Source organism: Streptomyces paradoxus (assembly GCF_014202475.1).
GTDB lineage: Bacteria > Actinomycetota > Actinomycetes > Streptomycetales > Streptomycetaceae > Streptomyces > Streptomyces paradoxus.
Genome location: NZ_JACHGV010000009.1, coordinates 146,093 through 170,471, shown reverse-complemented (window position 1 = coordinate 170,471; position 24,379 = coordinate 146,093). Strand labels below are relative to the sequence as shown.

Genomic DNA, 24,379 nt, shown 5'->3' with positions numbered 1-24,379 from the left:
TGGTCGGACGTGGCGTCGGGCATGCTGGAGAGCCGGGGTTTGTTGGCAACCCGTGAATCCGTCCGGCGTTGTCAGTGGCTCCCCCTAGTCTGAGAAAGACGGGGGCCCCGCCCCTGTCACTTCTCTCAAGAAAGGTGCGGACCGGCGTGGCCGACCGTCTCATCGTTCGTGGAGCGCGCGAGCACAACCTCAAGAACGTCTCGCTCGACCTCCCGCGCGACTCGCTCATCGTCTTCACGGGCCTGTCGGGGTCGGGCAAGTCCTCGCTGGCCTTCGACACCATCTTCGCGGAGGGGCAGCGGCGCTACGTGGAGTCCCTCTCCTCGTACGCCCGGCAGTTCCTCGGCCAGATGGACAAGCCGGACGTCGACTTCATCGAGGGCCTGTCCCCGGCCGTCTCCATCGACCAGAAGTCGACCTCGCGCAACCCGCGCTCCACGGTCGGCACCATCACCGAGGTCTACGACTACCTGCGTCTGCTCTTCGCGCGCATCGGCAAGCCGCACTGCCCCGAGTGCAGCCGCCCGATCTCGCGCCAGTCGCCGCAGGCCATCGTCGACCGGGTCCTGGAGCTGCCGGAGGGCAGCCGCTTTCAGGTGCTGTCGCCGCTGGTGCGCGAGCGCAAGGGCGAGTTCGTCGACCTCTTCGCCGACCTCCAGACCAAGGGCTACTCCCGCGCGCGCGTGGACGGCGAGACGATCCAGCTGTCGAACCCGCCCACGCTGAAGAAGCAGGAGAAGCACACCATCGAGGTGGTCGTCGACCGCCTCACGGTCAAGGACGGCGCCAAGCGCCGCCTCACCGACTCCGTGGAGACCGCCCTCGGCCTGTCCGGCGGCATGGTCGTGCTCGACTTCGTCGACCTCCCCGAGGACGACCCCGAGCGCGAGCGCATGTTCTCGGAGCACCTCTACTGCCCGTACGACGACCTGTCCTTCGAGGAGCTGGAGCCCCGCTCCTTCTCCTTCAACTCGCCCTTCGGCGCCTGCCCGGACTGCACCGGCATCGGCACGCGCATGGAGGTCGACCCGGAGCTGATCGTCCCGGACCCGGACAAGAGCCTCGACGAGGGCGCCATCCACCCCTGGTCGCACGGCCACACCAAGGACTACTTCGGCCGTCTGATCGGCGCCCTCGCCGACGCGCTGGGCTTCCGCACGGACATCCCCTTCGGCGGCCTGCCGCAGCGTGCCAAGAAGGCCCTGCTGCACGGCCACAAGACCCAGGTCGAGGTCCGCTACCGCAACCGCTACGGGCGCGAGCGCCGCTACACCACGGCCTTCGAGGGCGCCGTCCCCTTCGTCAAGCGCCGGCACAGCGAAGCCGAGAGCGACTCCAGCCGCGAGCGCTTCGAGGGCTACATGCGCGAGGTGCCCTGCCCCACCTGTGAGGGCACGCGGCTGAAGCCGATCGTCCTCGCGGTCACGGTCATGGGCAAGTCCATCGCCGAGGTCTCCGCGATGTCGATCAGCGACTGCGCGGACTTCCTGGGCGAGCTGAAGCTCACCGCCCGCGACAAGAAGATCGCCGAGCGCGTGCTCAAGGAGGTCAACGAGCGGCTGCGGTTCCTGGTCGACGTCGGCCTGGACTACCTCTCGCTGAACCGCGCGGCCGGCACCCTGTCCGGCGGCGAGGCCCAGCGCATCCGCCTGGCCACCCAGATCGGCTCCGGCCTCGTCGGCGTCCTGTACGTCCTCGACGAGCCGTCCATCGGTCTGCACCAGCGCGACAACCACCGGCTGATCGAAACCCTGGTCCGGCTGCGCGACATGGGCAACACGCTCATCGTCGTCGAGCACGACGAGGACACGATCAAGATGGCCGACTGGGTCGTCGACATCGGCCCCGGCGCCGGTGAGCACGGCGGCAAGGTCGTGCACAGCGGCTCCCTGAAGGAACTGCTCGCCAACACCGAGTCGCAGACCGGTCAGTACCTGTCCGGCAGGAAGGCCATCCCGCTGCCCGACATCCGGCGCCCGCTGGACCCGTCCCGGCAGCTCACGGTGCACGGCGCCCGGGAGAACAACCTCCAGGACATCGACGTGTCCTTCCCGCTGGGCGTGTTCACCGCCGTCACCGGCGTGTCCGGCTCGGGCAAGTCGACGCTGGTCAACGACATCCTGTACACGCACCTGGCCCGCGAGCTGAACGGCGCGCGGAGCGTGCCCGGCCGGCACACGCGCGTGGACGGCGACGACCTGGTGGACAAGGTCGTGCACGTGGACCAGTCGCCCATCGGCCGCACCCCCCGCTCCAACCCGGCCACGTACACCGGCGTCTTCGACCACATCCGCAAGCTGTTCGCCGAGACCACCGAGGCGAAGGTCCGCGGCTACATGCCCGGCCGCTTCTCCTTCAACGTCAAGGGCGGCCGCTGCGAGAACTGCGCGGGCGACGGCACGATCAAGATCGAGATGAACTTCCTCCCGGACGTCTACGTCCCGTGCGAGGTCTGCCACGGCGCCCGGTACAACCGGGAGACCTTGGAGGTCCACTACAAGGGCAAGTCCATCGCCGAGGTCCTGAACATGCCGATCGAGGAGGCCACCGCCTTCTTCGAGGCGGTCCCCGCGATCGCCCGGCACCTCAACACGCTCAAGGACGTCGGCCTCGGCTACGTCCGCCTCGGCCAGGCCGCGACGACCCTGTCCGGCGGCGAGGCGCAGCGCGTGAAGCTCGCCAGCGAACTGCAGAAGCGCTCCACCGGCCGTACGGTCTACGTCCTGGACGAGCCGACCACCGGTCTGCACTTCGAGGACATCAGCAAGCTGCTGACGGTCCTGTCCGGCCTGGTCGACAAGGGCAACACGGTCATCGTCATCGAGCACAACCTCGACGTGATCAAGACCGCCGACTGGATCGTCGACATGGGCCCCGAGGGCGGCGCCGGCGGCGGCCTGGTCGTCGCCGAGGGCACGCCCGAGCAGGTGGCCGGGGTCCCGGCCAGCCACACGGGCAAGTTCCTGCGGGAAATCCTCGGTGCCGACCGCGTCAGCGACGCGTCCTCGGTGAAGGCCCCGCGCAAGACGGCCGCCCGCAAGACGGTCGCGGCCAAGACGGGGTCGGCCCGCACCACCGCCACCAAGAGGGTCAACAGCACGGCAGCCAAGAAGACGGCGGCCAAGACCACCAAGGCCGCTGCGAAGAAGACGACCCGGACCAGCAAGGGCTGAGGTCTTCCGCTCCACGCGCCGTGCCCCACAGGCAACGTCCTGTGGGGCACGGCGCGTTCGGTGTGCGGGTCAGGCGCCCTTCGGCTCCACGAACTGCATGTCGAGCTGGATCTTGACCACTTCGCCGAGCAGACCGGGGGCGAAGTCCAGCCCGAAGTCGCCGCGCCGGATCTCGCCCGTCGCCTCGAACCCGGCGTGCCGGCTGCCGTCCATGGGCACATCGACCAGCCCGCCGAACTCCACGGCGAACGACACCGGGCGGGTCACGTCGCCGATGGTCAGCTCACCCTCCATGGTCCAGTCCTCGCCCTCGCCCGACACCCTCGTCGAGCGGTACGTCATCGTCGGGCGCTTCTCCACGTGCAGCAGGTCGGAGGCCCGCACGTGCGCGTCCCGGTCGGCGTTGCCGGTGTCGACCGAGGCCAGGTCGACGGTCGCGGAGACACGCACGTCCTCGATCCGCTCACCGACGAACAGGTCGGCCTCCAGCCGCTCGAAGCGCCCCCGCACCTTGGCGATGCCCAGGTGCCGGATGGTGAAGTTCACGGAGGAGTGGAACGGGTCGAGGGCCCACTGACCGGGGGCCAGCGGCAGGGCGGTGATGGCGGTGTCATTCGTCATGCCCTCCACCCTGGGGGCTGCGCGGCCGCGCAGGGAGACCGGCCGGAGCCTGGTAGTGACGGGGCCACCCTCCACGCCCCGGGGCCCTGTACGTTCGGACGGGTGAGCGACAACGAGTTGGGCACGTTCCTGCGCACCTGGCGCGAAGCCGTCACCCCGGCCGAGGCGGGTCTGCCCACGGGCCCCCGGCGCCGTACCCCCGGCCTGCGGCGCGCCGAACTGGCCACGCTCGCCGGCGTCAGCGTCGAGTACCTCACCCGGCTGGAACAGGGCCGCGACCGCAACCCCTCCGCCCAGGTGCTCGGCTCCCTCGCGGACGCCCTGAACCTCTCGCTCACCGACCGGATGCTGCTGCGCCGCCTGACCAAGGAGGCGAGCGGCGACGCGCTGGTCTGTGCGGCCGCCCCGACGCTCAGCCGTGCGGCGCGCCCCACCGTACGGGCCGTGCTGGACCGCCTGGAGCCGACTCCCGCGCTGGTGATCAACTGGATCGGTGACGTCCTCGCCCACACGGCCGGGTACGAGCGGCTGGCCGGCCCCCTCGGCCTGCTGGACGATGAGAGGCCCAATCTGCTCCGGTACCTGTTCACCGACGAGCGGGCGCGCAGCGCCTACCGTGACTGGGACCGGGTGGCCGACGACCTCGTCGCCCGGCTCCGGCACGGCGTCCCCCTGCGGGACCCGTACCTCGCCGAGCTGGCCGACGAGCTGACCGTGACGGCGGGCGCGGACTTCACCGACCGGTTCGCCGATCTGACCATGGCGCCGCGGCGGACGGGCTCCCAGCACATCGAGCACCCGGAGGCCGGTTCCCTGCGGCTGCTGCAGGAGACGCTCGCCCTTCCCGACGAGGGGCAGCGGCTCGTCATCCACCTGCCCGCGGACGACGCCACGGCAGCCGCCCTGGACCGGCTGAACGGCCGCCGCCCGGGTGCCCTGCGGGCGGTGGCGATGGGGGAGACCGGCTGACGGAGCCCCTCGCCCCGGCCGCTGGTGGGGCCGCCTGCCCGGGTCAGCCCTCCAGCTCGTGCACGTACGGCGGCTCCGCCCCGGCCCGGGAGCAGGTGATCGCCGCCGCGCGGGCCGCGAAACCCAGCAGTTCCGTCCAGCCGCCGGGGCCCAGCTCGGCCAGCGCCCGGGCGCTGAGGGCGTCGCGTACCGCGAGCCCGTGCAGCAGGGCCGCGTTGACCGTGTCGCCCGCGCCGATGGTGTCCACGACCTCCACGCGTTCGCCCGGCACCGCGTACTCGCCGCCGTCGGCGGTGAAGGCGGTCAGCCCGTCACCGCCCCGGGTGATCACCACGGCCGCCGGACCGGCCGTCAGCCACTCCCGGGGCGTGCCCCCGAGCCACTCGGCGTCCTCCGCGGACAGCTTCAGCAGCGACACCGACGGCAGCCAGCTCTTGAACCGTGCCCGGTAGGCGTCCGCGTCCGGGATCAGCCCGGCCCTGATGTTCGGGTCCAGCGCGGTGAACATGCCCTGCGCGGCCGACCGGCGCATCAGCTCCTCGTACGCGCTCGCCCCCGGCTCCAGCACCAGCGAACAGGTGCCGAACGACACCGCGCGGGTCCCGGAGGGCAGCGCGGAGGGCGCCTCGAACAGCCGGTCCGCCGTCCCGTCGACATAGAAGGAGTACGCCGCCGAGCCGTCCGCGCCGACCGTGGCGACGGCCAGGGTCGTCGGCTCGGTGCCCCGCTGCACCGAGGACACGCCGACCCCGGTCTCGCGCAGCCGGTCCAGCAGGGCCTCCCCGAAGGCGTCGGACGACACCCGGGAGCAGAAGGCGGCGGGGGAGCCGAGGCGGCCCAGCGCCACGGCCGTGTTGTACGGGCCGCCGCCGAGCGCCGGCTGCAGCGCCGCCAGGGCACCCGTGCCCCGCGGTACCAGGTCGATCAGGGCTTCACCGGCGACGACGATCACGGCGGGGTTCCTTCCTCGGACGTACTGGGGCAGCCGCACGACGTGCGGTGGACGAAGGCACAGGGCAGCCGCACGGTCCGGGCGGGCCCGTCCGGCTCGGCGAGACGCTCCAGGAGCACGTGGACGGCCCGGGCGCCGATGTCCCTGCCGGGCTGTGCGATCGCGGTGAGGCGGGGCGAGAACAGGTCCGCCCACGCGAAGTCGTCGAAGCAGCACAGGGCGATGTCGTCCGGCACCGACAGGCCGTGCGTGCCCAGGGCACGCAGTACCCCGATGGTCATGGCGTTGTTGCCGGTGACCAGCGCGGTGGGCGGCACGCCGAGGGAGAGCAGGGACTCGGTGGCCTGCTCGGCACCGGCGGACTCCGAATCGCCGTGCACCAGCAGCCGCCCGTCGTACGGCAGCCCCGCGAACGCGAGACCGCTGCGGTAGCCGGTGATCCGCTCGCTCGTGGTACTGAGCCCCGGCCGCCCCGCAATCAGCCCGATCCGCCGGTGACCGAGCCCGGCGAGATGGGTGACCAGCCGGGACGTCGGCTCGGCGTTGTCGGCGCACACCTGGTCGAAGCGCGGACCGCCGTCCGTCCCGGGCCCGTCCACCAGCCGGTCCAGGAAGACGGCCGGCACCTCGTGCCGCCCCAGGTAGGCGAGCAGCCCGCGCGGATCGGCCGAGGGCGCGACGATCACGCCGTCCACCCGGCGCTCGTGCAGCAGCTGGACGACCTTGCGCTCGTGCTCCGGGTCGTCGTGCGGATCGGCGATCAGCAGGCTGTAACCGGCCTCCAGTGCGGCGGCCTCGACGCCCTGGAGGATCTCCGTGAAGTACGGGTTGCTGATCGCCGACACCGCCAGCCCGATGGACCGGGTGCGGGCCGTCACCAGGGAACGGGCCAGGGTGTTCGGGGTGTAGCCGAGCTCCTCCACGGCGTCCAGGACCGCCTGGCGGGTGTGCGGCAGCACCGGCCGGGTGCCGTTCAGCACGTGCGAGACCGTCGCCACGGAGACACCGGCGCTCCGCGCGACGTCGGCCATGGTCGCCATGAACGCTCCCTCCTCCGCTTACGGCGGGGAAGGTATCGCATATAGCGCCGGACGTAAACGTTTGCGCAATCGCTTACGCCGGCCGGACCGCCCGTGCGAAGGGGACTCCGGACAGGCTGGGGGTTCCGCTACTCCCAGTCCCAGCCGATCCCCAGGAACCCCGTCCTGACCCGTGGCTCGACGAGGTGGACCGACCGGTGCCGGCCGCTCAGCGCCAGGTCCTGGCATCCGCTGCGGGGCGCCGCCGCCGAGTGCTGGGCGAAGCGGTGGCAGCGCACCGGCAGGGCCGCCGCGTCGAAGCACACCTGGAGGGCGTACTGGCCGCCGGGGGAGTCGAAGCCGCGCACGTACTCGCGTGACGCGCCCGCCGTGCCGTCCTCGACGCCGTAGCGGAACAGGAAGGTGTCCCCGGCCCGCAGCCGGGTGTCGAAGAGCAGCTCGGCCGCGAGCACTCCCGTGTCGCGGTGCCAACGGACGCGTCCGGTACGGCAGTTCTCAAGGGCGTGCACCCGCATGCGCTCGGGCGTGGCTCCCCGGTCTCCGTGGTGGACGGCCACGAACCGGTCGATGCCGTCCCGGTGGGCGCGCACGATGTGGTGCGACTCGCGCTCCGCCAGCTCGCGCCGCGCCCCGATCCGGAGCCGTTCGTGGTGGGCGAGGGTGTGCAGGCCCCCGTCCGGCGGGCAGTCCAGCTCGGCCAGCAACTGGTCCAGGACCCCGGACGCCTCGACGAGGGAGCGATAGGAGCGGGCGGCGGACCGCAGCCCGTACGTGCTCTCCCCGGCCTCCGCGAGCAGCCGGATCAGGGACTCCTCGGGAAGCTCCAGGATCTCCTCCAGCGCGCGTACGGCCCGCAGCGACTCGGGGCGCTGCGGGCGCCTGGCCCCTTGCTGCCAGTAACTGAGGCTCGTGACGCCGACCTTCACCCCGTGGCGGGACAGATGGTGCTGCACGCGCTGCAACGGCAGTCCGCGGGCGGCGATCGCGGCCCGCAGGGCGACGTGGAAGGGGCCGCCCCGCAGGGCCGAGTCCAGTTCAGCGGTGGCGACGTCCGCGTGCTGTGTCGCGTGCGACATGCAGGGGCCTCTCTGTGAGTCGGCGACGGCTGGTCAGACCGTTCGCACGGGCCGCCCGGGTGCGTCCCGCCGGCGCGGGGCAGGTCTTCACATGCGTACGCCGTCGTTCAGGGCCCGAGTTCCCCCGCATTGAAGCGTGTTGACCTGGTCCCGACAACACCTGATGCCGGACAGTGACGTACGCGCACCCCCCGGCGCCGTCCGGACATGCGAACGCCCGGGGCGTGCGCCCCGGGCGTTCGCGTAGGAGGTGTGCTTCTAGGAGCGGTCGCTGCCGCCCTGTTCCCGCAGGGCCAGGCGCTTGGCGCGCGTGATGTCGGGATCGCGCGGGTCCAGGGCGTCGCGCAGCGCCAACGGCTCGTCCGTGTACCGGCGGGCACGGACCGCCCGCCGGGTTTTCTCGATCCGCATCTGCTTCATGTGCGCAGCCCTCCGACCCGTGGCCCGTCCGCTCCGCACCGGGAACGACGGTCCGCACCGACAACCTGTGCCTGCACCGGGACGGACTCCGTCCGCCGGACGTCGCCGTGTCCCGTGGGTGAGCCCCATTCCCGCTCCCGGGGGGCCGTAACCCCGGGGCGGGACATGCCGTTGGAAACTGCCTCCCCGCCGGGGCCGTGATCGTGACCCGCGGCCGCGCCGGACTGTCGGTGCTCGCCAGTAGGGTGTGAGACATGGCCGACCCCTCCAGCTACCGCCCCAAACCGGGTGAGATCCCCGACTCGCCGGGGGTCTACAGGTTCCGTGACGAGCACCGCCGGGTGATCTACGTCGGAAAGGCGAAGAGCCTGCGCCAGCGCCTGGCGAACTACTTCCAGGACCTGGCGGGCCTGCACCCGCGCACCCGCTCCATGGTCACCACGGCCGCGTCCGTGGAGTGGACGGTGGTGTCCACGGAGGTCGAGGCGCTCCAGCTGGAGTACTCGTGGATCAAGGAGTACGACCCCCGGTTCAACGTCAAGTACCGCGACGACAAGAGCTACCCCTACCTCGCGGTGACGATGAACGAGGAGTACCCGCGCGTGCAGGTGATGCGCGGTCACAAGAAGAAGGGAGTCCGCTACTTCGGGCCGTACGCGCACGCGTGGGCGATCCGGGACACGGTCGACCTGCTGCTGCGCGTCTTCCCCGTGCGCACGTGCTCGGCCGGCGTCTTCAAGAACGCCGCCCGCACCGGCCGCCCCTGCCTGCTCGGCTACATCGGCAAGTGCTCGGCCCCCTGCGTCGACCGGGTCTCCGCCGAGGAGCACCGCGAACTGGCCGACGAGTTCTGCGACTTCATGACCGGCCGGACGAACACCTACATCCGCCGCCTGGAGAAGCAGATGGGCGAGGCGGCCGAGGACATGGAGTACGAGCGGGCGGCCCGGCTGCGCGACGACATCGAGGCCTTGAAGAAGGCTATGGAGAAGAACGCGGTCGTCCTCGCCGACGCGACCGACGCCGACCTGATCGCGGTCGCGGAGGACGAGCTGGAGGCGGCCGTCCAGATCTTCCACGTGCGCGGCGGACGTGTGCGCGGCCAGCGCGGCTGGGTCACCGACAAGGTGGAGGAGATCACCACCGGCGCCCTCGTCGAGCACGCCCTGCAGCAGCTGTACGGGGAGGAGACGGGTGACGCCGTCCCCAAGGAGGTCCTGGTTCCGGCCCTGCCCGACCCCGTGGAGCCCGTCCAGGAGTGGCTGGCCGGGCGGCGCGGCTCGGGCGTCTCCCTGCGTATCCCGCAGCGCGGCGACAAGAAGGCCCTCATGGAGACCGTGCAGCGCAACGCCCAGCAGGCGCTCGTGCTGCACAAGACCAAGCGGGCCTCCGACCTGACCACGCGCTCGCGAGCCCTGGAGGAGATCGCCGACGCGCTCGACCTGGACAGCGCCCCGCTCAGGATCGAGTGCTACGACATCTCCCACCTCCAGGGCGACGACGTCGTGGCCTCCATGGTCGTCTTCGAGGACGGGCTCGCCCGCAAGAGCGAGTACCGCCGCTTCCAGATCAAGGGCTTCGCTGGACAGGACGACGTCCGCTCGATGCACGAGGTGATCACCCGCCGCTTCCGGCGCTATCTCGCCGAGAAGGAGAAGACGGGCGAGTGGACCGACGGGGAGAACGCCGAGGCCCCTGAGATCGACAGGAACGGCGAGATCGTCGGGACCGGCCTCACCGAGGACGACGGCCGCCCCAAGAAGTTCGCCTACCCGCCCCAGCTCGTGGTCGTCGACGGTGGCGCCCCGCAGGTCGCGGCCGCCCGGCGCGCCATGGACGAGCTCGGCATCGACGACATCGCCGTGTGCGGCCTCGCCAAGCGCCTGGAGGAGGTCTGGCTGCCCGGCGACGACGACCCGGTGGTCCTGCCCCGCACCAGCGAGGGCCTGTACCTGCTCCAGCGCGTCCGTGACGAGGCCCACAGGTTCGCGATCAGCTACCAGCGCACCAAGCGGTCCAAGCGCTTCCGCTCCAGCCCCCTGGACGACGTCCCCGGCCTCGGGGACACCCGCAAGCAGGCACTTCTGAAGCACTTCGGTTCGTTGAAGAAACTGCGGGCCGCCACCATCGACCAGATCTGCGAGGTCCCCGGCATAGGCCGCAAGACGGCCGAGACGATCGCCGTGGCCCTCGCCCGCTCGGCGCCGGCCGCACCCGCCGTCAACACGGCGACCGGCGAGATCATGGAAGAGGAACCCGGCACCATGGGTCCCGGTGGGGAACCCGTGAGGATGGGAGCCCCGGACGAACGACGGGGGCAGGAGACATGAATGTGAACGAGCACGACGGCCGCACAGAGCACGCCGGAGACGGAGCACAGGTGAGTACGGGCACGCCCAACGAGAAGACCCCGGTCCCGGACGCGGCCATCCCCGAGCTGGTGATCATCTCCGGCATGTCCGGAGCCGGGCGCTCCACGGCGGCGAAGTGCCTGGAGGACCTCGGCTGGTTCGTCGTCGACAACCTGCCGCCCGCGCTGATCCCCACCATGGTGGAGCTCGGCGCCCGCTCCCAGGGCAACGTGGCGCGGATCGCGGTCGTCGTCGACGTCCGGGGCCGTCGCTTCTTCGACAACCTGCGCGAGTCCCTCGCCGACCTGGAGGCGAAGAACGTCACACGGCGGATCGTCTTCCTGGAGTCCTCCGACGAGGCCCTGGTCCGCCGCTTCGAGTCGGTGCGCCGCCCGCACCCCCTGCAGGGCGACGGCCGCATCGTCGACGGCATCGCCGCCGAACGCGAGCTGCTGCGCGAGCTGCGCGGCGACGCCGACCTGGTGATCGACACCTCCAGCCTGAACGTGCACGAGCTGCGCGCCAAGATGGACGCCCAGTTCGCCGGCGAGGAGGAGCCGGAGCTGCGGGCCACGGTCATGTCGTTCGGCTACAAGTACGGCCTGCCCGTCGACGCCGACCTCGTCGTCGACTGCCGCTTCCTGCCGAACCCGCACTGGGTCCCGGAGCTGCGCCCGTACACCGGCCTCAACGACGAGGTCGCCGGGTACGTCTTCAACCAGCCCGGCGCCAAGGAGTTCCTCGACCGCTACACGGAGCTCCTCCAGCTCGTCGCCACCGGTTACCGCCGTGAGGGCAAGCGCTATGTGACGATCGCCGTGGGCTGCACGGGCGGCAAGCACCGCTCGGTCGCCATGTCGGAGAAGCTCGCCGCCCGGCTCGCCGCCGAGGGCGTGGAGACGGTGGTCGTACACCGGGACATGGGACGCGAATGACACCACGTACACCGCGGCTGAGCCGGCTGCGCCGGGTGGTGCCCGAGGGCAACGGCGGCAAGGGCGGCCGGCCCGCCGAGGCCCGGGGCGGCAGAGCGCGCCGGCGGGGCACCCAGCCCAAGGTCGTCGCCCTCGGCGGCGGCATGGGCCTGTCCGCCTCGCTCGCCGCGCTGCGCCGCATCACCGGCGACCTCACCGCCGTCGTCACCGTGGCCGACGACGGCGGCTCCAGCGGCCGGCTGCGCGACGAGCTCGGCGTGCTGCCGCCCGGCGACCTGCGCAAGGCGCTGGCCGCGCTGTGCGGTGACGACGACTGGGGCCAGACCTGGGCCCGGGTCATCCAGCACCGCTTCCAGTCGCAGGGCGACCTGCACGAGCACGCGGTCGGCAACCTGCTGATCGTCGCCCTGTGGGAGCAGCTCGGCGACCACGTGCAGGCCCTCGACCTGGTCGGACGGCTGCTGGGCGCCCAGGGCCGCGTGCTGCCGATGTCCGCCGTGCCGCTGGAGCTCCAGGCCCTGGTCAAGGGCCACGACCCGGCGCGCCCGGAGGAGGTCGACACGGTCCGCGGCCAGGCGACCGTCGCCCTCACCCCGGGCGAGGTGCAGTCCGTGCACCTCGTGCCGAACGACCCGCCGGCGGTGCCCGAGGCGGTCGAGGCCGTCCTGGACGCGGACTGGGTGGTGCTCGGCCCCGGCTCCTGGTTCTCCTCGGTCATTCCGCACCTGCTCGTGCCCGAGCTGCTGGACGCGCTCAGCCAGACGAAGGCCCGCCGGGTACTCTCCCTGAACCTCGCGCCCCAGCCCGGAGAAACCGACGGCTTCTCCCCGCAGCGTCATTTGGAGGTTTTGGGACGACACGCCCCTAAACTCGCCCTGGACGTGGTGCTGGCCGACGAGGCCGCCGTGCCCGACCGTGACTCCCTGACCGATGCCGCCAAGCGGTTCGGGGCCGCGGTCGAGCTGGCGCCGGTGGCCAGACCCGACGGAACCCCGAGGCACGACCCGGAGCTGTTGGCCGCCGCGTACGACCGTATTTTTCGGATGCATGGAAGGATCGGCCCATGGCGATGACGGCAGCGGTGAAGGACGAGATCTCCCGGCTCCCCGTCACCCGGACCTGCTGCAGAAAGGCGGAGGTCTCCGCCATTCTGCGGTTCGCCGGCGGCCTTCACCTGGTGAGCGGTCGGATCGTGATCGAGGCGGAGCTGGACACGGCGATGGCGGCCCGCCGTCTCAAGCGGGACATCCTGGAGATCTTCGGCCACAGCTCCGAACTGATCGTGATGGCCCCCGGCGGGCTGCGCCGCGGCTCGCGCTACGTCGTGCGGGTGGTGGCGGGCGGGGACCAGCTGGCGCGCCAGACCGGCCTGGTCGACGGGCGGGGCCGCCCGATCCGCGGCCTGCCGCCGCAGGTGGTCTCGGGGGCCACCTGCGACGCCGAGGCCGCCTGGCGTGGCGCGTTCCTGGCGCACGGCTCGCTCACCGAGCCCGGCCGCTCCTCCTCCCTGGAGGTGACCTGCCCGGGTCCCGAGGCCGCGCTCGCCCTGGTGGGCGCCGCCCGCCGGCTGTCGATCGGGGCCAAGGCCCGTGAGGTGCGCGGCGTGGACCGGGTCGTCGTCCGGGACGGTGACGCGATCGGCGCCCTGCTGACCCGCCTCGGCGCGCACGAGTCGGTGCTGGCCTGGGAGGAGCGCCGGATGCGCCGCGAGGTGCGCGCCACGGCGAACCGGCTCGCCAACTTCGACGACGCCAACCTGCGCCGCTCGGCCCGCGCGGCCGTCGCCGCGGGCGCCCGGGTGCAGCGCGCCCTGGAGATCCTCGCCGACGACGTGCCCGAGCACCTGGCCGCCGCCGGCCGGCTGCGCATGGAGCACAAGCAGGCCTCCCTGGAGGAGCTGGGCGCGCTCGCCGACCCGCCGCTGACCAAGGACGCGGTCGCCGGCCGGATCCGCCGCCTGCTGGCCATGGCCGACAAGCGCGCCTCCGACCTCGGCATCCCGGGCACGGAGGCCAACCTCAGCGAGGAGCTGGCCGACAACCTGGTGTGCTGATCCCACACGACGTCAAGAAGCCGGTGCAGGAGCCCGATTGGGTGACCTGCACCGGCTTTCGCGTGTCGCTGAGGCGCCCTTGACTCGATCATGGTCTGTCATGAGCCTGGCATCTGTTCGCTGCTGTGGCGGACCCACGCTAGGGGGGTTCATGAGACGAAGAGCGAGATCGATCCTCGCTGTCGGCGCGCTCCTGATCGGCGGAGCGAGCTTCGCACCCATCGCCCAAGCACAGCCGGGAAGTTCGGACCCGTCCGACCTGGACGAGGTCAAGGTGTTCCGCGCCGAGGTCACCCAGCAGCAGGTACCCCTGCTGCTGGCCGCCGGCCAGGACGGCCACGAACTGAGTGAGCGGGTACCCGAGAAGGGCACCGCGACCGTCGAGGTCTACCTGACGGACCAGCAGGCCGAGAAGCTGGAGAAGCAGGGCGTCGGCCTCACCGAGCACGAGATCTCCGCCCGGGCCGAGGCCCGCGTCGAGGAAGCCGCCGAGGGCGTGTTCCGCCCGTACAGCGGCAAGGGCGGCCTGCGGGAGGAGATCCTGCGGACCGCGCAGGAGAACCCGGGCCTCACCAAGGTCGTCTCCATCGGCAAGACGGTCAAGGGCCAGGACATCCTCGCGCTGAAGCTCACCAGGGGCGCGAAGAAGACGAAGGACGGCTCCAAGCCCGCCGTCCTCTACATGTCCAACCAGCACGCGCGCGAGTGGATCACGCCGGAGATGACCCGGCGCCTGATGCACCACTACCTGGACAACTACAAGAAGGACCGGCGCGTCAAGAAGATCGTCGACTCCACCGAACTGTGGTTCCTGCTGTCGGCCAACCCCGACGGCTACGACTTCACCTTCGCCGACCCCGCCAACCGCCAGTGGCGCAAGAACCTGCGGGACGTCAACGGCGACGGCACCATCACCACCGGCGACGGCGTCGACCTCAACCGCAACTTCGCCTACAAGTGGGGCTACGACGACGAGGGCTCGTCCCCCAACCCCACCAGCCAGACCTACCGCGGGGCGGGCCCGAACTCCGAGCCGGAGACCAAGGCCCTGGACGCCTTCCAGAAGCGGATCGGCTTCACCTACGGCATCAACTACCACTCCGCCGCCGAACTCATCCTCTACGGAGTCGGCTGGCAGGTGGCCACGCACACCCCGGACGACGTCGTGTACGAGGCGCTCGCCGGCACGCCCGGCAACTCCGCCGTCCCGGGCTACCACCCGCAGCTCTCCTCGGAGCTGTACACCACCAACGGCGAGGCGGACGGCCACGCGGCGAACGTCAACGGCCTGGCGATGTTCACCCCCGAGATGTCGACCTGCCAGACGGTCTCGGACCTCTACCCCGACGACGAGTGGAAGGCGGCCGACTGCCAGTCGGTCTTCACCTTCCCGGACGACGAGAAGCTGATCCAGCAGGAGTACGCCAAGAACGTCCCGTTCGCGCTCTCCGTCGCCGAGTCCGCCGCCCGTCCCGACCGGCCGGTCTCGTCGGTCGGCCTGAACGCCGCCGACTTCACCCCGGCCGCGTTCGGCACGTCGTACTCCCGCGGCGCCGACCAGGAGGTCTCCGTCGTCGTACGGAAGGCCGTGCGCGACAAGGAGCTCAAGTACCGCGTCAACGGCGGCCGCACCGAGGACATGGCGCTCAAGCCCTGGAAGGGCGGTGAGACCTACGGCGGTGAGGACAACCTCTACTTCGACGAGTACCGGGCGAAGGTGAAGGACGGCGAGCCGGGCGACAAGGTCGAGGTGTGGTTCACCGGCGAGGCGAAGAGCGGGAAGAAGCTCTCCAGCGAGCGCTTCACCTACACCGTCGCCGAGCGGCCCCGGGCCGGCACCCTCGTAGTCGCCGAGGAGGGCGATGCCGCCGCGCACGCACAGACGTACGTGGACGCGCTCAGGGCGAGCGGCCGCAAGGCGGTCGTCTGGGACGTGGCCAAGCAGGGCGCGCCCGACGCGCTCGGCGTGCTGAGCCACTTCGACACCGTCGTCCACTACACGGGCGCGAGCGTGCCGGGCGTCGCCACCCAGCTCCAGCTGCGGGCCTTCCTCAACGAGGGCGGCCGGCTGATCGAGGCCGGTGAACAGGCCGGCGGCAACGTGGACCTCGGCGGCGGCGCGCTGTCGAACGACTTCAGCCAGTACTACCTGGGCGCCTACACCCGCACCGCCACCCCCGGGGCAACCGGCTTCACCGGCTCCGGAGAGCTGGGCGGCGTCACCAGCCCGCTGGGCGCCGCCCCCGGCAACCCGCTGGACAAGGCCGGCACCTACAGCGTCACCTCCGACGAACTGAGGACCGACGCGTTCCCGCAGTTCGCGAGCAAGGGCGCCGGGCAGTTCGCCGGCACGGCCAACCCGTACGGCCCGTACGCGGGCTCGTCGATGGCCGCCGCCGTCCACACGGACGACTCCTACAAGCGCCTCACCCGCACCGTGAACCTCACCGGCACCACCGCCGCCGAGAAGCCGACCCTGCGCACCCAGCTCCTGTGGGACACCGAGTCCGGCTACGACCACGCCATCGTCGAGGCCCGGACCTCGGGCGCCGACGACTGGACGACCCTTCCCGAGGCGGGGGGCGCCACCCGGACGGCCGTTCCGGCGGAGTGCCAGGCCGGGTTCTACGTCGACGAGCACCCCTGGCTGAAGCACTACCTGACCGTGGCGGACGACGGCTGCACCGCGACCGGCACCACCGGCACCTGGAACAGCCTGACCGGTGCCTCCAAGGGCTGGCAGCAGGTGAACTTCGACCTGAGCGCCTACGCCGGCAAGACGGTCGAGGTCTCGATCAGCTACGTCACCGATCCGGGCAGCGGCGGGCACGGCGTCCTCGCCGACGACGCCTCGCTGGTCGTCGGCGGCACGGCGAAGGAGACCGAGGGCTTCGAGACCTCCCTCGGTGCCTGGAAGGTCGCCGGACCGCCCGCGGGCAGCCCGGCCGTCCTCAAGGACTGGGCACGCACCGGCGCCCTGTTCCAGACGTACGGCGCGGTCACCACGGACGACACCGTGCTGCTGGGCTTCGGCCTGGAGCACGTCACCGCGGCGGCCGACCGGACGGCACTGATGAGGAAGGCACTGGCTTCCCTGGACGGGTGACATCCCTGGTCAACGGGGAACCCGCCCGACAGCGAAATCGAGTGATCCTGCTCTCGGCCATGGGCGGTCCGTACCCCTACTGGCGGGTACGGACCGCCCTGCCGTGTATGAGGCATCTGGATGTCACCACCGCCGCTTCAGGGAGGTAGGGTCGTAGGCGGTCGGGGACATCCCAAACAGAGCTCGCCGGCACTTCATGGCCGGCGTACCAACGAGGAGATCGGTTCGTGACGATCCGCGTAGGCATCAACGGCTTCGGCCGCATCGGTCGTAACTACTTCCGCGCGCTGCTGGAGCAGGGTGCGGACATCGAGATCGTGGCTGTCAACGACCTGGGTGACACCGCGACCACCGCCCACCTGCTGAAGTACGACACGATCCTGGGCCGCCTGAAGCAGGAGGTCACCCACACCGCCGACACGATCACGGTCGACGGCAAGACCATCAAGGTGCTGGCCGAGCGCAACCCCGCCGACATCCCGTGGGGTGAGCTGGGCGTCGACATCGTCATCGAGTCGACCGGCATCTTCACCAAGAAGGCCGACGCCGAGAAGCACCTCGCCGGTGGCGCGAAGAAGGTCCTCATCTCGGCTCCGGCCAAGGACGAGGACGTCACCATCGTGATGGGCGTCAACCAGGACAAGTACGACCCGGCGAACCACCACGTCATCTCCAACGCCTCCTGCACCACCAACTGTGTGGCGCCGATGGCGAAGGTCCTCGACGAGAACTTCGGCATCGTCAAGGGCCTGATGACGACGGTGCACGCGTACACGAACGACCAGCGCATCCTGGACTTCCCGCACAAGGACCTGCGCCGCGCCCGTGCCGCCGCCGAGAACATCATTCCCACCACCACCGGTGCGGCCAAGGCCACCGCGCTGGTGCTGCCGCAGCTCAAGGGCAAGCTGGACGGCATCGCCATGCGCGTCCCGGTCCCGACCGGCTCGGTCACCGACCTCGTCCTGGAGCTGGGCCGCGAGGTCACCAAGGAAGAGGTCAACGCCGCCTTCCAGAAGGCGGCCGAGGGCGAGCTGAAGGGCATCCTCGAGTACACCGAGGACCCGATCGTCTCCTCCGACATCGTGAACGCCCCGGCGTCCTGCACCTTCGACTCCTCCCTGACGATGGTCCAGGAGGGCAAGAACGTGAAGGTCATCGGCTGGTACGACAACGAGTGGGGCTACTCCAACCGTCTCGTCGACCTCACGGTCTTCGTCGGTAACCAGCTCTGATCGAATAGACGGGCACCACGGTGTGAGAGCAGGGCTCGGGCGGCGCGAGGACGCGCCGTCCGAGCCCTGACTCACGTACAGATCAGAGCTGTTCGATCACGAGCGCTTACGAGCGATCACGAGCTCTTTCAGGAGTCCCCTTCATGAAGACGATCGACGAACTACTCTCCGAGGGAGTGGCGGGCAAGCGGGTCTTCGTCCGCGCCGACCTGAACGTGCCGCTGGACGGCACGCGCATCACCGACGACGGCCGCATCCGCGCCGTGCTGCCCACGGTCAAGGCCCTCGCCGACGCGGGCGCCCGGGTCGTCGTCGCCTCCCACCTGGGCCGCCCCAAGGGCGCCCCGGACCCTGCCTTCTCCCTCGCCCCGGCCGCCGCACGCCTCGGGGAACTCCTCGGGGCGGACGTCGCCTTCGCGGGCGACACGGTCGGCGAGTCCGCCCGGACCACCGTCGCCGGCCTCGCCGACGGCCGGGTGGCGGTCGTGGAGAACCTGCGCTTCAACGCCGGCGAGACCAGCAAGGACGACGCCGAGCGCGGCGCCTTCGCCGACGAGCTCGCCGCCCTCGCGGACGTCTACGTCGGTGACGGGTTCGGCGCGGTGCACCGCAAGCACGCCTCCGTCTTCGACCTCCCGGCCCGGCTGCCGCACTACGCCGGCTACCTCATCGCCACCGAGGTCGGCGTCCTGAGGAAGCTCACCGACGACGTCAAGCGGCCCTACGCCGTCGTCCTGGGCGGCGCCAAGGTCTCCGACAAGCTCGCCGTCATCGACCAACTGCTCGGCAAGGCCGACCGTCTGCTCATCGGCGGCGGCATGGTCTTCACCTTCCTCAAGGCCAAGGGGCACGAGATCGGCTCGTCCCTGGTCCAGGAGGACCAGCTCCCGGTCGTCCGGGAGTACATCGAGCGCGCCGAGAAGAACGGCGTCGAGCTGGTCCTGCCCTTGGACGTCGTGGTCGCGCCGGAGTTCCCGGACCTCAAGACCAAGGCCCCGGGCCGGCCCAGCACGGTCGCCGCGGACGCCATGCCGGCCGGGCAGATGGGCCTGGACATCGGCCCGGAGTCCCGCAAGCTGTACGCCTCGAAGATCGCCGACGCCGCCACCGTCTTCTGGAACGGCCCCATGGGCGTCTTCGAGCACCCCGATTTCGCCGAGGGCACCAAGGCGGTCGCCCAGGCCCTCCTCGACTCCCAGGCCTTCACGGTGGTCGGTGGTGGCGACTCCGCCGCCGCCGTCCGCATCCTGGGCTTCGACGAGAACGCATTCGGCCACATCTCGACCGGTGGCGGCGCCTCCCTCGAATACCTCGAGGGCAAGACGCTCCCCGGCCTCGCCGCACTGGAGGACTGACCCCATATGAGCACGCGCACGCCGCTGATGGCGGGCAACTGGAAGATGAACCTCAACCACCTCGAGGCCATCGCGCACGTCCAGAAGCTCGCCTTCGCCCTGGCCGACAAGGACTACGAGGCCGTCGAGGTCGCCGTCCTGCCGCCCTTCACCGACCTGCGCTCCGTGCAGACCCTGGTCGACGGCGACAAGCTCAAGATCAAGTACGGCGCCCAGGACATCTCGGCGCACGACAGCGGTGCCTTCACCGGCGAGATCTCCGGCCCGATGCTGGCCAAGCTGAAGTGCACGTACGTCGCCATCGGCCACAGCGAGCGCCGCCAGTACCACGCCGAGACCGACGAGCTGGTCAACGCCAAGGTCAAGGCCGCCTACAAGCACGGTCTGACCCCGATCCTGTGCGTCGGTGAGGAACTGGAGGTCCGCGAGGCGGGCAACCACGTCTCCCACACCCTCGCCCAGGTCGAGGGCGGTCTGAAGGACCTCCCCGCCGAGCAGGCCGAGACCGTCGTGATCGCCTACGAGCCCGTCTGGGCCATCGGCACCGGCAAGGTCTGCGGCGCCGAGGACGCCCAGGAGGTCTGCGCGGCGATCCGCGGCAAGATCGCCGAGCTGTACTCGCAGGACCTGGCCGACAAGGTCCGCATCCAGTACGGCGGCTCCGTCAAGGCGGGCAACGTCGCGGAGATCATGGCCCAGGCCGACATCGACGGCGCCCTGGTCGGCGGCGCCTCGCTGGACGCCGACGAGTTCGTCAAGATCGTGCGCTTCCGCGACCAGTGAGCCGCAGGGGCGCGGCCGGTGTCGAGAGGTCGAGCGCGCGGAGGCCCGAAGGGCTGAGCACGGTCGACCTCTCGACACCGGCATGGAGCGCCCCGGAGGCGACCCGGCCAATCGCGAGTATGCGGTAGCGGCGATCCGTCGTACCCTTGCGGGGTCCAGCTCTGTGCTGGGCCCCGCGTCGTCCATCCGAATCCGAGGAAGTTGGTCCAGCCGTGGTTTTGGGGTTCTCGATCGCCCTGATCGTCTTCAGCCTGCTGCTGATGCTGCTGGTGCTGATGCACAAGGGGAAGGGCGGCGGCCTCTCCGACATGTTCGGCGGCGGCATGCAGTCCTCCGTCGGCGGCTCCTCGGTCGCCGAGCGCAACCTCGACCGGATCACCGTCGTGATCGGTCTGTTGTGGTTCGCGTGCATTGTCGTGCTCGGCATTCTGATGAAGGTGAACACCTGACCGAGCCGCAATCCGCACGGAACCCGTACGTAAGGCCCCATGTTCGGTACGCGCAGCACAGCGCGGCCTATCATGGGGCTTGCGTCTAGGTGTGAGGGTTGTAACTCCAATCACTGGACGCGCGTTGGGCCTTACGTAGACTGAGGCGCTCGCAGCGAAGCGGAACGCCGACTCGCTTCGCGGCACCATCACGCAGGGAGTTACGACCGTGGCAAGTGGCAACGCGATCCGGGGGAGCCGGGTCGGGGCGGGGCCGATGGGCGAGGCCGAGCGCGGCGAGTCCGCGCCGCGGCTGCGCATCTCCTTCTGGTGCTCCAACGGACACGAGACCCAGCCGAGCTTCGCCAGCGACGCGCAGGTGCCCGATACCTGGGACTGTCCCCGCTGCGGCTTTCCGGCAGGCCAGGACCGGGACAACCCCCCGGCCCCGCCGCGCACCGAGCCCTACAAGACGCACCTGGCGTATGTGCGTGAGCGGCGCAGCGACGCCGACGGCGAGGCCATCCTCGCCGAGGCGCTCGCCAAACTGCGGGGCGAGATCTAGAAGTCGAGACCGGCCGGGCACCAGCAGGTGCCCGGCCGGAGCTGCCTCCCCGCCTTCACCGCCGACCGATTGTCAGTGGTGCCCTCTACGGTTTGTGCATCGGACGAACCATGAGGGGGAGCGGTGGCGACGGTCGGGGTGGGGAGCAGCGCACCGCCCGCATGGCGCGGAGGCTTCGGACGGCTGTGGAGTGCCGCCGTGCTGTCCAGCTTCGGCGACGCGCTGCGGACGGCCGCACTACCCCTGCTGGCCGTCACGCTGACCGACGATCCGCTGCTCATCGCCTCCGTCACGGCCTGCGGGTATCTGCCCTGGATCGTCTTCGGCCTGCTCGGCGGGGCCGTCGCCGACCGGGTGGACCAGCGGCGGGCCATGTGGATGGTCGACGCGTTACGCGGGCTGCTGGTCGCCGCTTTCGCGGTCGCCGTCGCGCTCGGACACGCCTCGATCGGTCTGCTGATCGTGCTGGCCTTCGCACTGACCACCCTCCAGACCCTCTTCGACAACGCCGCGACCGCGCTGCTGCCCGCCCTGGTCGACCGGGAGGGGCTGGGCAGTGCCAACGCCCGGCTGCTGACCGGCCAGCGCATCGCCGGCGGCCTGCTGGGCGGGCCGGTCGTGCCGCTGCTGCTGGCGGCAGGGGTGGCGGTGCCGTTCGCGGCGGACGCGGTGACCTTCCTGGTGGCCGCCGCGCTGATCGCCACGCTCCCGGCCGCCGCGCCGGACCGCGAGCCGAGGCCGGCGGGCAGCACACTGCGGCGGGAGATCGCCGAGGGACTGCGCGTCCTGACCCGCGACAAGGCCCTGCGCGGACTGTGCACCGCCACCGCCCTGTGCAACATCGGCATGGGCGCCCTCATCGCCACCCTCGTGATCCTGGTGACCGGCTGGCTCGACGCGGGCAACGCCGGATACGCGGTGGCGACGACCGCCTACACGGTCGGCAGCCTGACCGGGGGAGTGGCCGGCGGCCGGCTCGTCGCCCGCTTCGGACGGATGCGCCTGGTGCTCCTCGCCGGGACGGCTCAGACCGCCGCCCTCCTCGTCATGGGCTCGGTGCGCAGCATGGTCGCGCTGGTGGCCGCCCTGGCCGTCCTCGGGTTCATGGGCATGGTGTGGAACGTCAACACCACGACGCTGATGCAGCAGCGCAGCCCCGCCGAGCTGCTGGGCCGTGTGAGCTCCGCCTTCCGGACGCTCGCGGTCGCGGGCACACCCCTGGGCGCGCTGCTGGGCGGAGCCGTCGCCGGCGCCTGGGGGGAGAACACCCCGGCGCTGCTCGCGGCCGCCTTCTTCGTCCTGTCCGTCACCGCGCTGATACCCGCGCGCCAGGCGGACGTACCTGTTGTTGCGCCGGACGACGGCGCCACGACAGGCCACGGCAACCGCTGATCAACTAGGTTGGACCGGCAGCGGGGCAGGTACGCAGCAGCACAGGCAGGCAAGGAAGAAGGCTGAAGTCCGAGATGAACGCAGACGGCCGTACCAGGCTCAACCAGACGCCCGAGTGGACGGCACTGGCCAAGCACCGCGAGGAGCTGGGCGACATCGGGCTGCGCGAGCTGTTCGCAGCCGACTCAGGCCGCGGCACCGCGTACACCCTCCGGGTCGGAGACCTGTACGTCGACTACTCCAAGCACCTCGTCACCGACGACACCCTGCGGCTGCTGCGCGAACTGGCCGCCGCCACCGGTGTCTTCGGGCTCCGGGACGCCATGCTCCGCGGCGAGAAGATCAACACCACCGAGGACCGGGCCGTGCTGCACACCGCGCTGCGCGCCCCGCGGGACGCCGTGATCGAGGCCGACGGCGAGAACGTGGTGCCCGACGTGCACGCCGTGCTCGACAAGATGGCGGACTTCGCGGACCGGGTGCGTTCGGGCGAGTGGACCGGCCACACCGGCAAGCGCATCCGGAACGTCGTCAACATCGGCATCGGCGGCTCCGACCTCGGCCCGGCGATGGCCTACGAGGTGCTTCGGGCCTTCACCGACCGCGCGCTGACGGTGCGTTTCGTGTCGAACGTGGACGGCGCCGACCTGCACGAGGCGGTACGGGACCTGGACCCGGCGGAGACGCTGTTCGTCATCGCCTCCAAGACCTTCACCACCATCGAGACGGTCACCAACGCCACATCCGCGCGCTCCTGGCTGCTGGACGCGCTCGCTGGGGGAGAGGCCGCCGTCGCGAGGCACTTCGTGGCGCTGTCGACGAACGCCGAGAAGGTCGCCGAGTTCGGCATCGACACGGCCAACATGTTCGAGTTCTGGGACTGGGTCGGCGGGCGCTACTCGTACGACTCCGCGATCGGCCTGGCCCTGATGATCGCGATCGGCCCGGACCGCTTCCGGGAGATGCTCGACGGCTTCCGCATCGTCGACGAGCACTTCCGGACCGCGCCCGCCGAGGCCAACGTGCCCCTGCTGCTGGGCCTGCTGGGCATCTGGTACGGCAACTTCCACGACGCCCAGTCGCACGCGGTGCTGCCCTACAGTCACTACCTGTCCAAGTTCACCGCCTACCTCCAGCAGCTCGACATGGAGTCCAACGGCAAGTCGGTGGACCGCGACGGGAACCCGGTGGACTGGCAGACCGGGCCGGTGGTGTGGGGCACGCCGGGCACCAACGGACAGCACGCCTACTACCAGTTGATCCACCAGGGCACGAAGCTCATCCCGGCGGACTTCATCGGCTTCGCCCGGCCGGTCGCCGAGCTGAGCGAGGAGCTGAAGGCGCAGCACGACCTGCTGATGGCCAACTTCTTCGCCCAGACGCAGGCGCTCGCCTTCGGCAAGACGCCCGAGGAGGTGCGGGCCGAGGGCGTGCCGCAGGAGCTGGTGCCGCACAAGACGTTCCAGGGCAACCACCCGACGACGACGATCCTCGCGCCCGAGCTGACCCCGTCGGTCCTCGGCCAGCTGGTCGCCCTCTACGAGCACAAGGTGTTCGTGCAGGGCGCGGTGTGGAACATCGACTCCTTCGACCAATGGGGCGTGGAGCTCGGCAAGGTCCTCGCCAAGCGCGTCGAACCCGCGCTGACCGAGGGCGCCGAGGTCGAGGGCCTGGACGCCTCCACCACCGCGCTGGTCGCCACCTACCGGGAGCTGCGCGGCCGGCAGTGACGAGAGCGGACGGGAAGCGGACGGCAGTGCGCCGTCCGCTTCCCGTGGACTCCCGGACGATCATCATGGGGATCATCTTCATCCCGGGCGCGCCGGTGACGGTCACCGCCATCGCGCTGCTGGAGACCGGGCGGCTGAAGCGGCGGTACGGCATCCGGCTGAAGGCCCATCCGGCGACGCAGGCACCGGCGCCCG

The 24,379-nt window shown here is 70.9% G+C and carries 19 protein-coding genes; 14 read left to right on the top strand and 5 right to left on the bottom strand.

Annotation, left to right across the window (positions count from 1 at the left end; translation table 11 throughout):
• Window positions 1–146 precede the first annotated feature (146 nt).
• Complete coding sequence (uvrA, locus tag HNR57_RS27715; protein ID WP_184564050.1) at window positions 147–3,173, top strand: excinuclease ABC subunit UvrA; 3,027 nt, start codon at window positions 147–149, stop codon at window positions 3,171–3,173.
• 69 nt (window positions 3,174–3,242) lie between these two features.
• Here uvrA and HNR57_RS27710 read toward each other — a convergent pair whose 3' ends face one another.
• Window positions 3,243–3,794 carry a YceI family protein gene (locus tag HNR57_RS27710; RefSeq protein WP_184564048.1) on the bottom strand — a complete coding sequence of 184 codons (552 nt, stop codon included), beginning with the start codon at window positions 3,792–3,794 and terminating at the stop codon, window positions 3,243–3,245.
• A 102-nt stretch (window positions 3,795–3,896) separates the two neighbouring features.
• Here HNR57_RS27710 and HNR57_RS27705 point away from each other — a divergent pair, with 102 nt between their 5' ends.
• Window positions 3,897–4,763, top strand: a complete 867-nt coding sequence (locus tag HNR57_RS27705) for a helix-turn-helix domain-containing protein (protein ID WP_184564046.1) — start codon at window positions 3,897–3,899, stop codon at window positions 4,761–4,763.
• A 43-nt stretch (window positions 4,764–4,806) separates the two neighbouring features.
• Here HNR57_RS27705 and HNR57_RS27700 read toward each other — a convergent pair whose 3' ends face one another.
• The 4 genes from HNR57_RS27700 to HNR57_RS27685 form a co-directional block, all read right to left on the bottom strand.
• A complete protein-coding gene (locus HNR57_RS27700) occupies window positions 4,807–5,715 on the bottom strand; it encodes a carbohydrate kinase family protein (RefSeq protein ID WP_184564044.1) in 909 nt (302 codons plus the stop codon).
• Window positions 5,712–6,755 carry a LacI family DNA-binding transcriptional regulator gene (locus HNR57_RS27695; protein WP_184564042.1) on the bottom strand — a complete coding sequence of 348 codons (1,044 nt, stop codon included), beginning with the start codon at window positions 6,753–6,755 and terminating at the stop codon, window positions 5,712–5,714. The genes HNR57_RS27700 and HNR57_RS27695 overlap by 4 nt, the downstream gene beginning before the upstream one ends.
• 128 nt (window positions 6,756–6,883) lie before the next feature.
• Window positions 6,884–7,831: a hypothetical protein gene (locus tag HNR57_RS27690; protein WP_184564040.1), complete on the bottom strand. Its 948-nt coding sequence runs from the start codon at window positions 7,829–7,831 to the stop codon at window positions 6,884–6,886.
• A gap of 258 nt (window positions 7,832–8,089) precedes the next feature.
• A complete protein-coding gene (locus tag HNR57_RS27685; RefSeq protein ID WP_167345916.1) occupies window positions 8,090–8,251 on the bottom strand; it encodes a hypothetical protein in 162 nt (53 codons plus the stop codon).
• A gap of 254 nt (window positions 8,252–8,505) precedes the next feature.
• On the opposite strand from HNR57_RS27685, the gene uvrC reads away from it, so the two are divergent.
• The 12 genes from uvrC to pgi all read left to right on the top strand — a co-directional run bounded on the left by uvrC (window position 8,506) and on the right by pgi (window position 24,184).
• Complete coding sequence (gene uvrC, locus HNR57_RS27680; RefSeq protein ID WP_184564038.1) at window positions 8,506–10,581, top strand: excinuclease ABC subunit UvrC; 2,076 nt, start codon at window positions 8,506–8,508, stop codon at window positions 10,579–10,581.
• Entirely contained in the window at window positions 10,578–11,537 is a 960-nt protein-coding gene (gene rapZ, locus HNR57_RS27675) for an RNase adapter RapZ (RefSeq protein WP_184564035.1), read from the top strand. The genes uvrC and rapZ overlap by 4 nt, the downstream gene beginning before the upstream one ends.
• Entirely contained in the window at window positions 11,534–12,610 is a 1,077-nt protein-coding gene (locus HNR57_RS27670) for a gluconeogenesis factor YvcK family protein (RefSeq protein ID WP_184564033.1), read from the top strand. The genes rapZ and HNR57_RS27670 overlap by 4 nt, the downstream gene beginning before the upstream one ends.
• Window positions 12,601–13,590 carry a DNA-binding protein WhiA gene (whiA, locus tag HNR57_RS27665; protein WP_184564031.1) on the top strand — a complete coding sequence of 330 codons (990 nt, stop codon included), beginning with the start codon at window positions 12,601–12,603 and terminating at the stop codon, window positions 13,588–13,590. Before HNR57_RS27670 ends, whiA begins: the two co-directional genes overlap by 10 nt.
• Before the next feature lie 151 nt (window positions 13,591–13,741).
• Window positions 13,742–16,696: a M14 family metallopeptidase gene (locus HNR57_RS27660; protein ID WP_184564029.1), complete on the top strand. Its 2,955-nt coding sequence runs from the start codon at window positions 13,742–13,744 to the stop codon at window positions 16,694–16,696.
• A 227-nt stretch (window positions 16,697–16,923) separates the two neighbouring features.
• A complete protein-coding gene (gene gap / locus HNR57_RS27655) occupies window positions 16,924–17,931 on the top strand; it encodes a type I glyceraldehyde-3-phosphate dehydrogenase (protein ID WP_053671195.1) in 1,008 nt (335 codons plus the stop codon).
• 143 nt (window positions 17,932–18,074) lie between these two features.
• Entirely contained in the window at window positions 18,075–19,286 is a 1,212-nt protein-coding gene (locus tag HNR57_RS27650; protein WP_184564027.1) for a phosphoglycerate kinase, read from the top strand.
• 6 nt (window positions 19,287–19,292) lie between these two features.
• Window positions 19,293–20,069 carry a triose-phosphate isomerase gene (tpiA, locus tag HNR57_RS27645; RefSeq protein ID WP_033310745.1) on the top strand — a complete coding sequence of 259 codons (777 nt, stop codon included), beginning with the start codon at window positions 19,293–19,295 and terminating at the stop codon, window positions 20,067–20,069.
• Between the two features lie 212 nt (window positions 20,070–20,281).
• Window positions 20,282–20,518 carry a preprotein translocase subunit SecG gene (gene secG, locus HNR57_RS27640; protein WP_184564025.1) on the top strand — a complete coding sequence of 79 codons (237 nt, stop codon included), beginning with the start codon at window positions 20,282–20,284 and terminating at the stop codon, window positions 20,516–20,518.
• A 208-nt stretch (window positions 20,519–20,726) separates the two neighbouring features.
• Window positions 20,727–21,062 carry an RNA polymerase-binding protein RbpA gene (locus HNR57_RS27635; protein ID WP_010352468.1) on the top strand — a complete coding sequence of 112 codons (336 nt, stop codon included), beginning with the start codon at window positions 20,727–20,729 and terminating at the stop codon, window positions 21,060–21,062.
• A 123-nt stretch (window positions 21,063–21,185) separates the two neighbouring features.
• Window positions 21,186–22,454 carry an MFS transporter gene (locus HNR57_RS27630; RefSeq protein WP_184564023.1) on the top strand — a complete coding sequence of 423 codons (1,269 nt, stop codon included), beginning with the start codon at window positions 21,186–21,188 and terminating at the stop codon, window positions 22,452–22,454.
• 74 nt (window positions 22,455–22,528) lie between these two features.
• Window positions 22,529–24,184: a glucose-6-phosphate isomerase gene (gene pgi, locus HNR57_RS27625; RefSeq protein ID WP_184564021.1), complete on the top strand. Its 1,656-nt coding sequence runs from the start codon at window positions 22,529–22,531 to the stop codon at window positions 24,182–24,184.
• The last annotated feature ends 195 nt before the right edge of the window (window positions 24,185–24,379 follow it).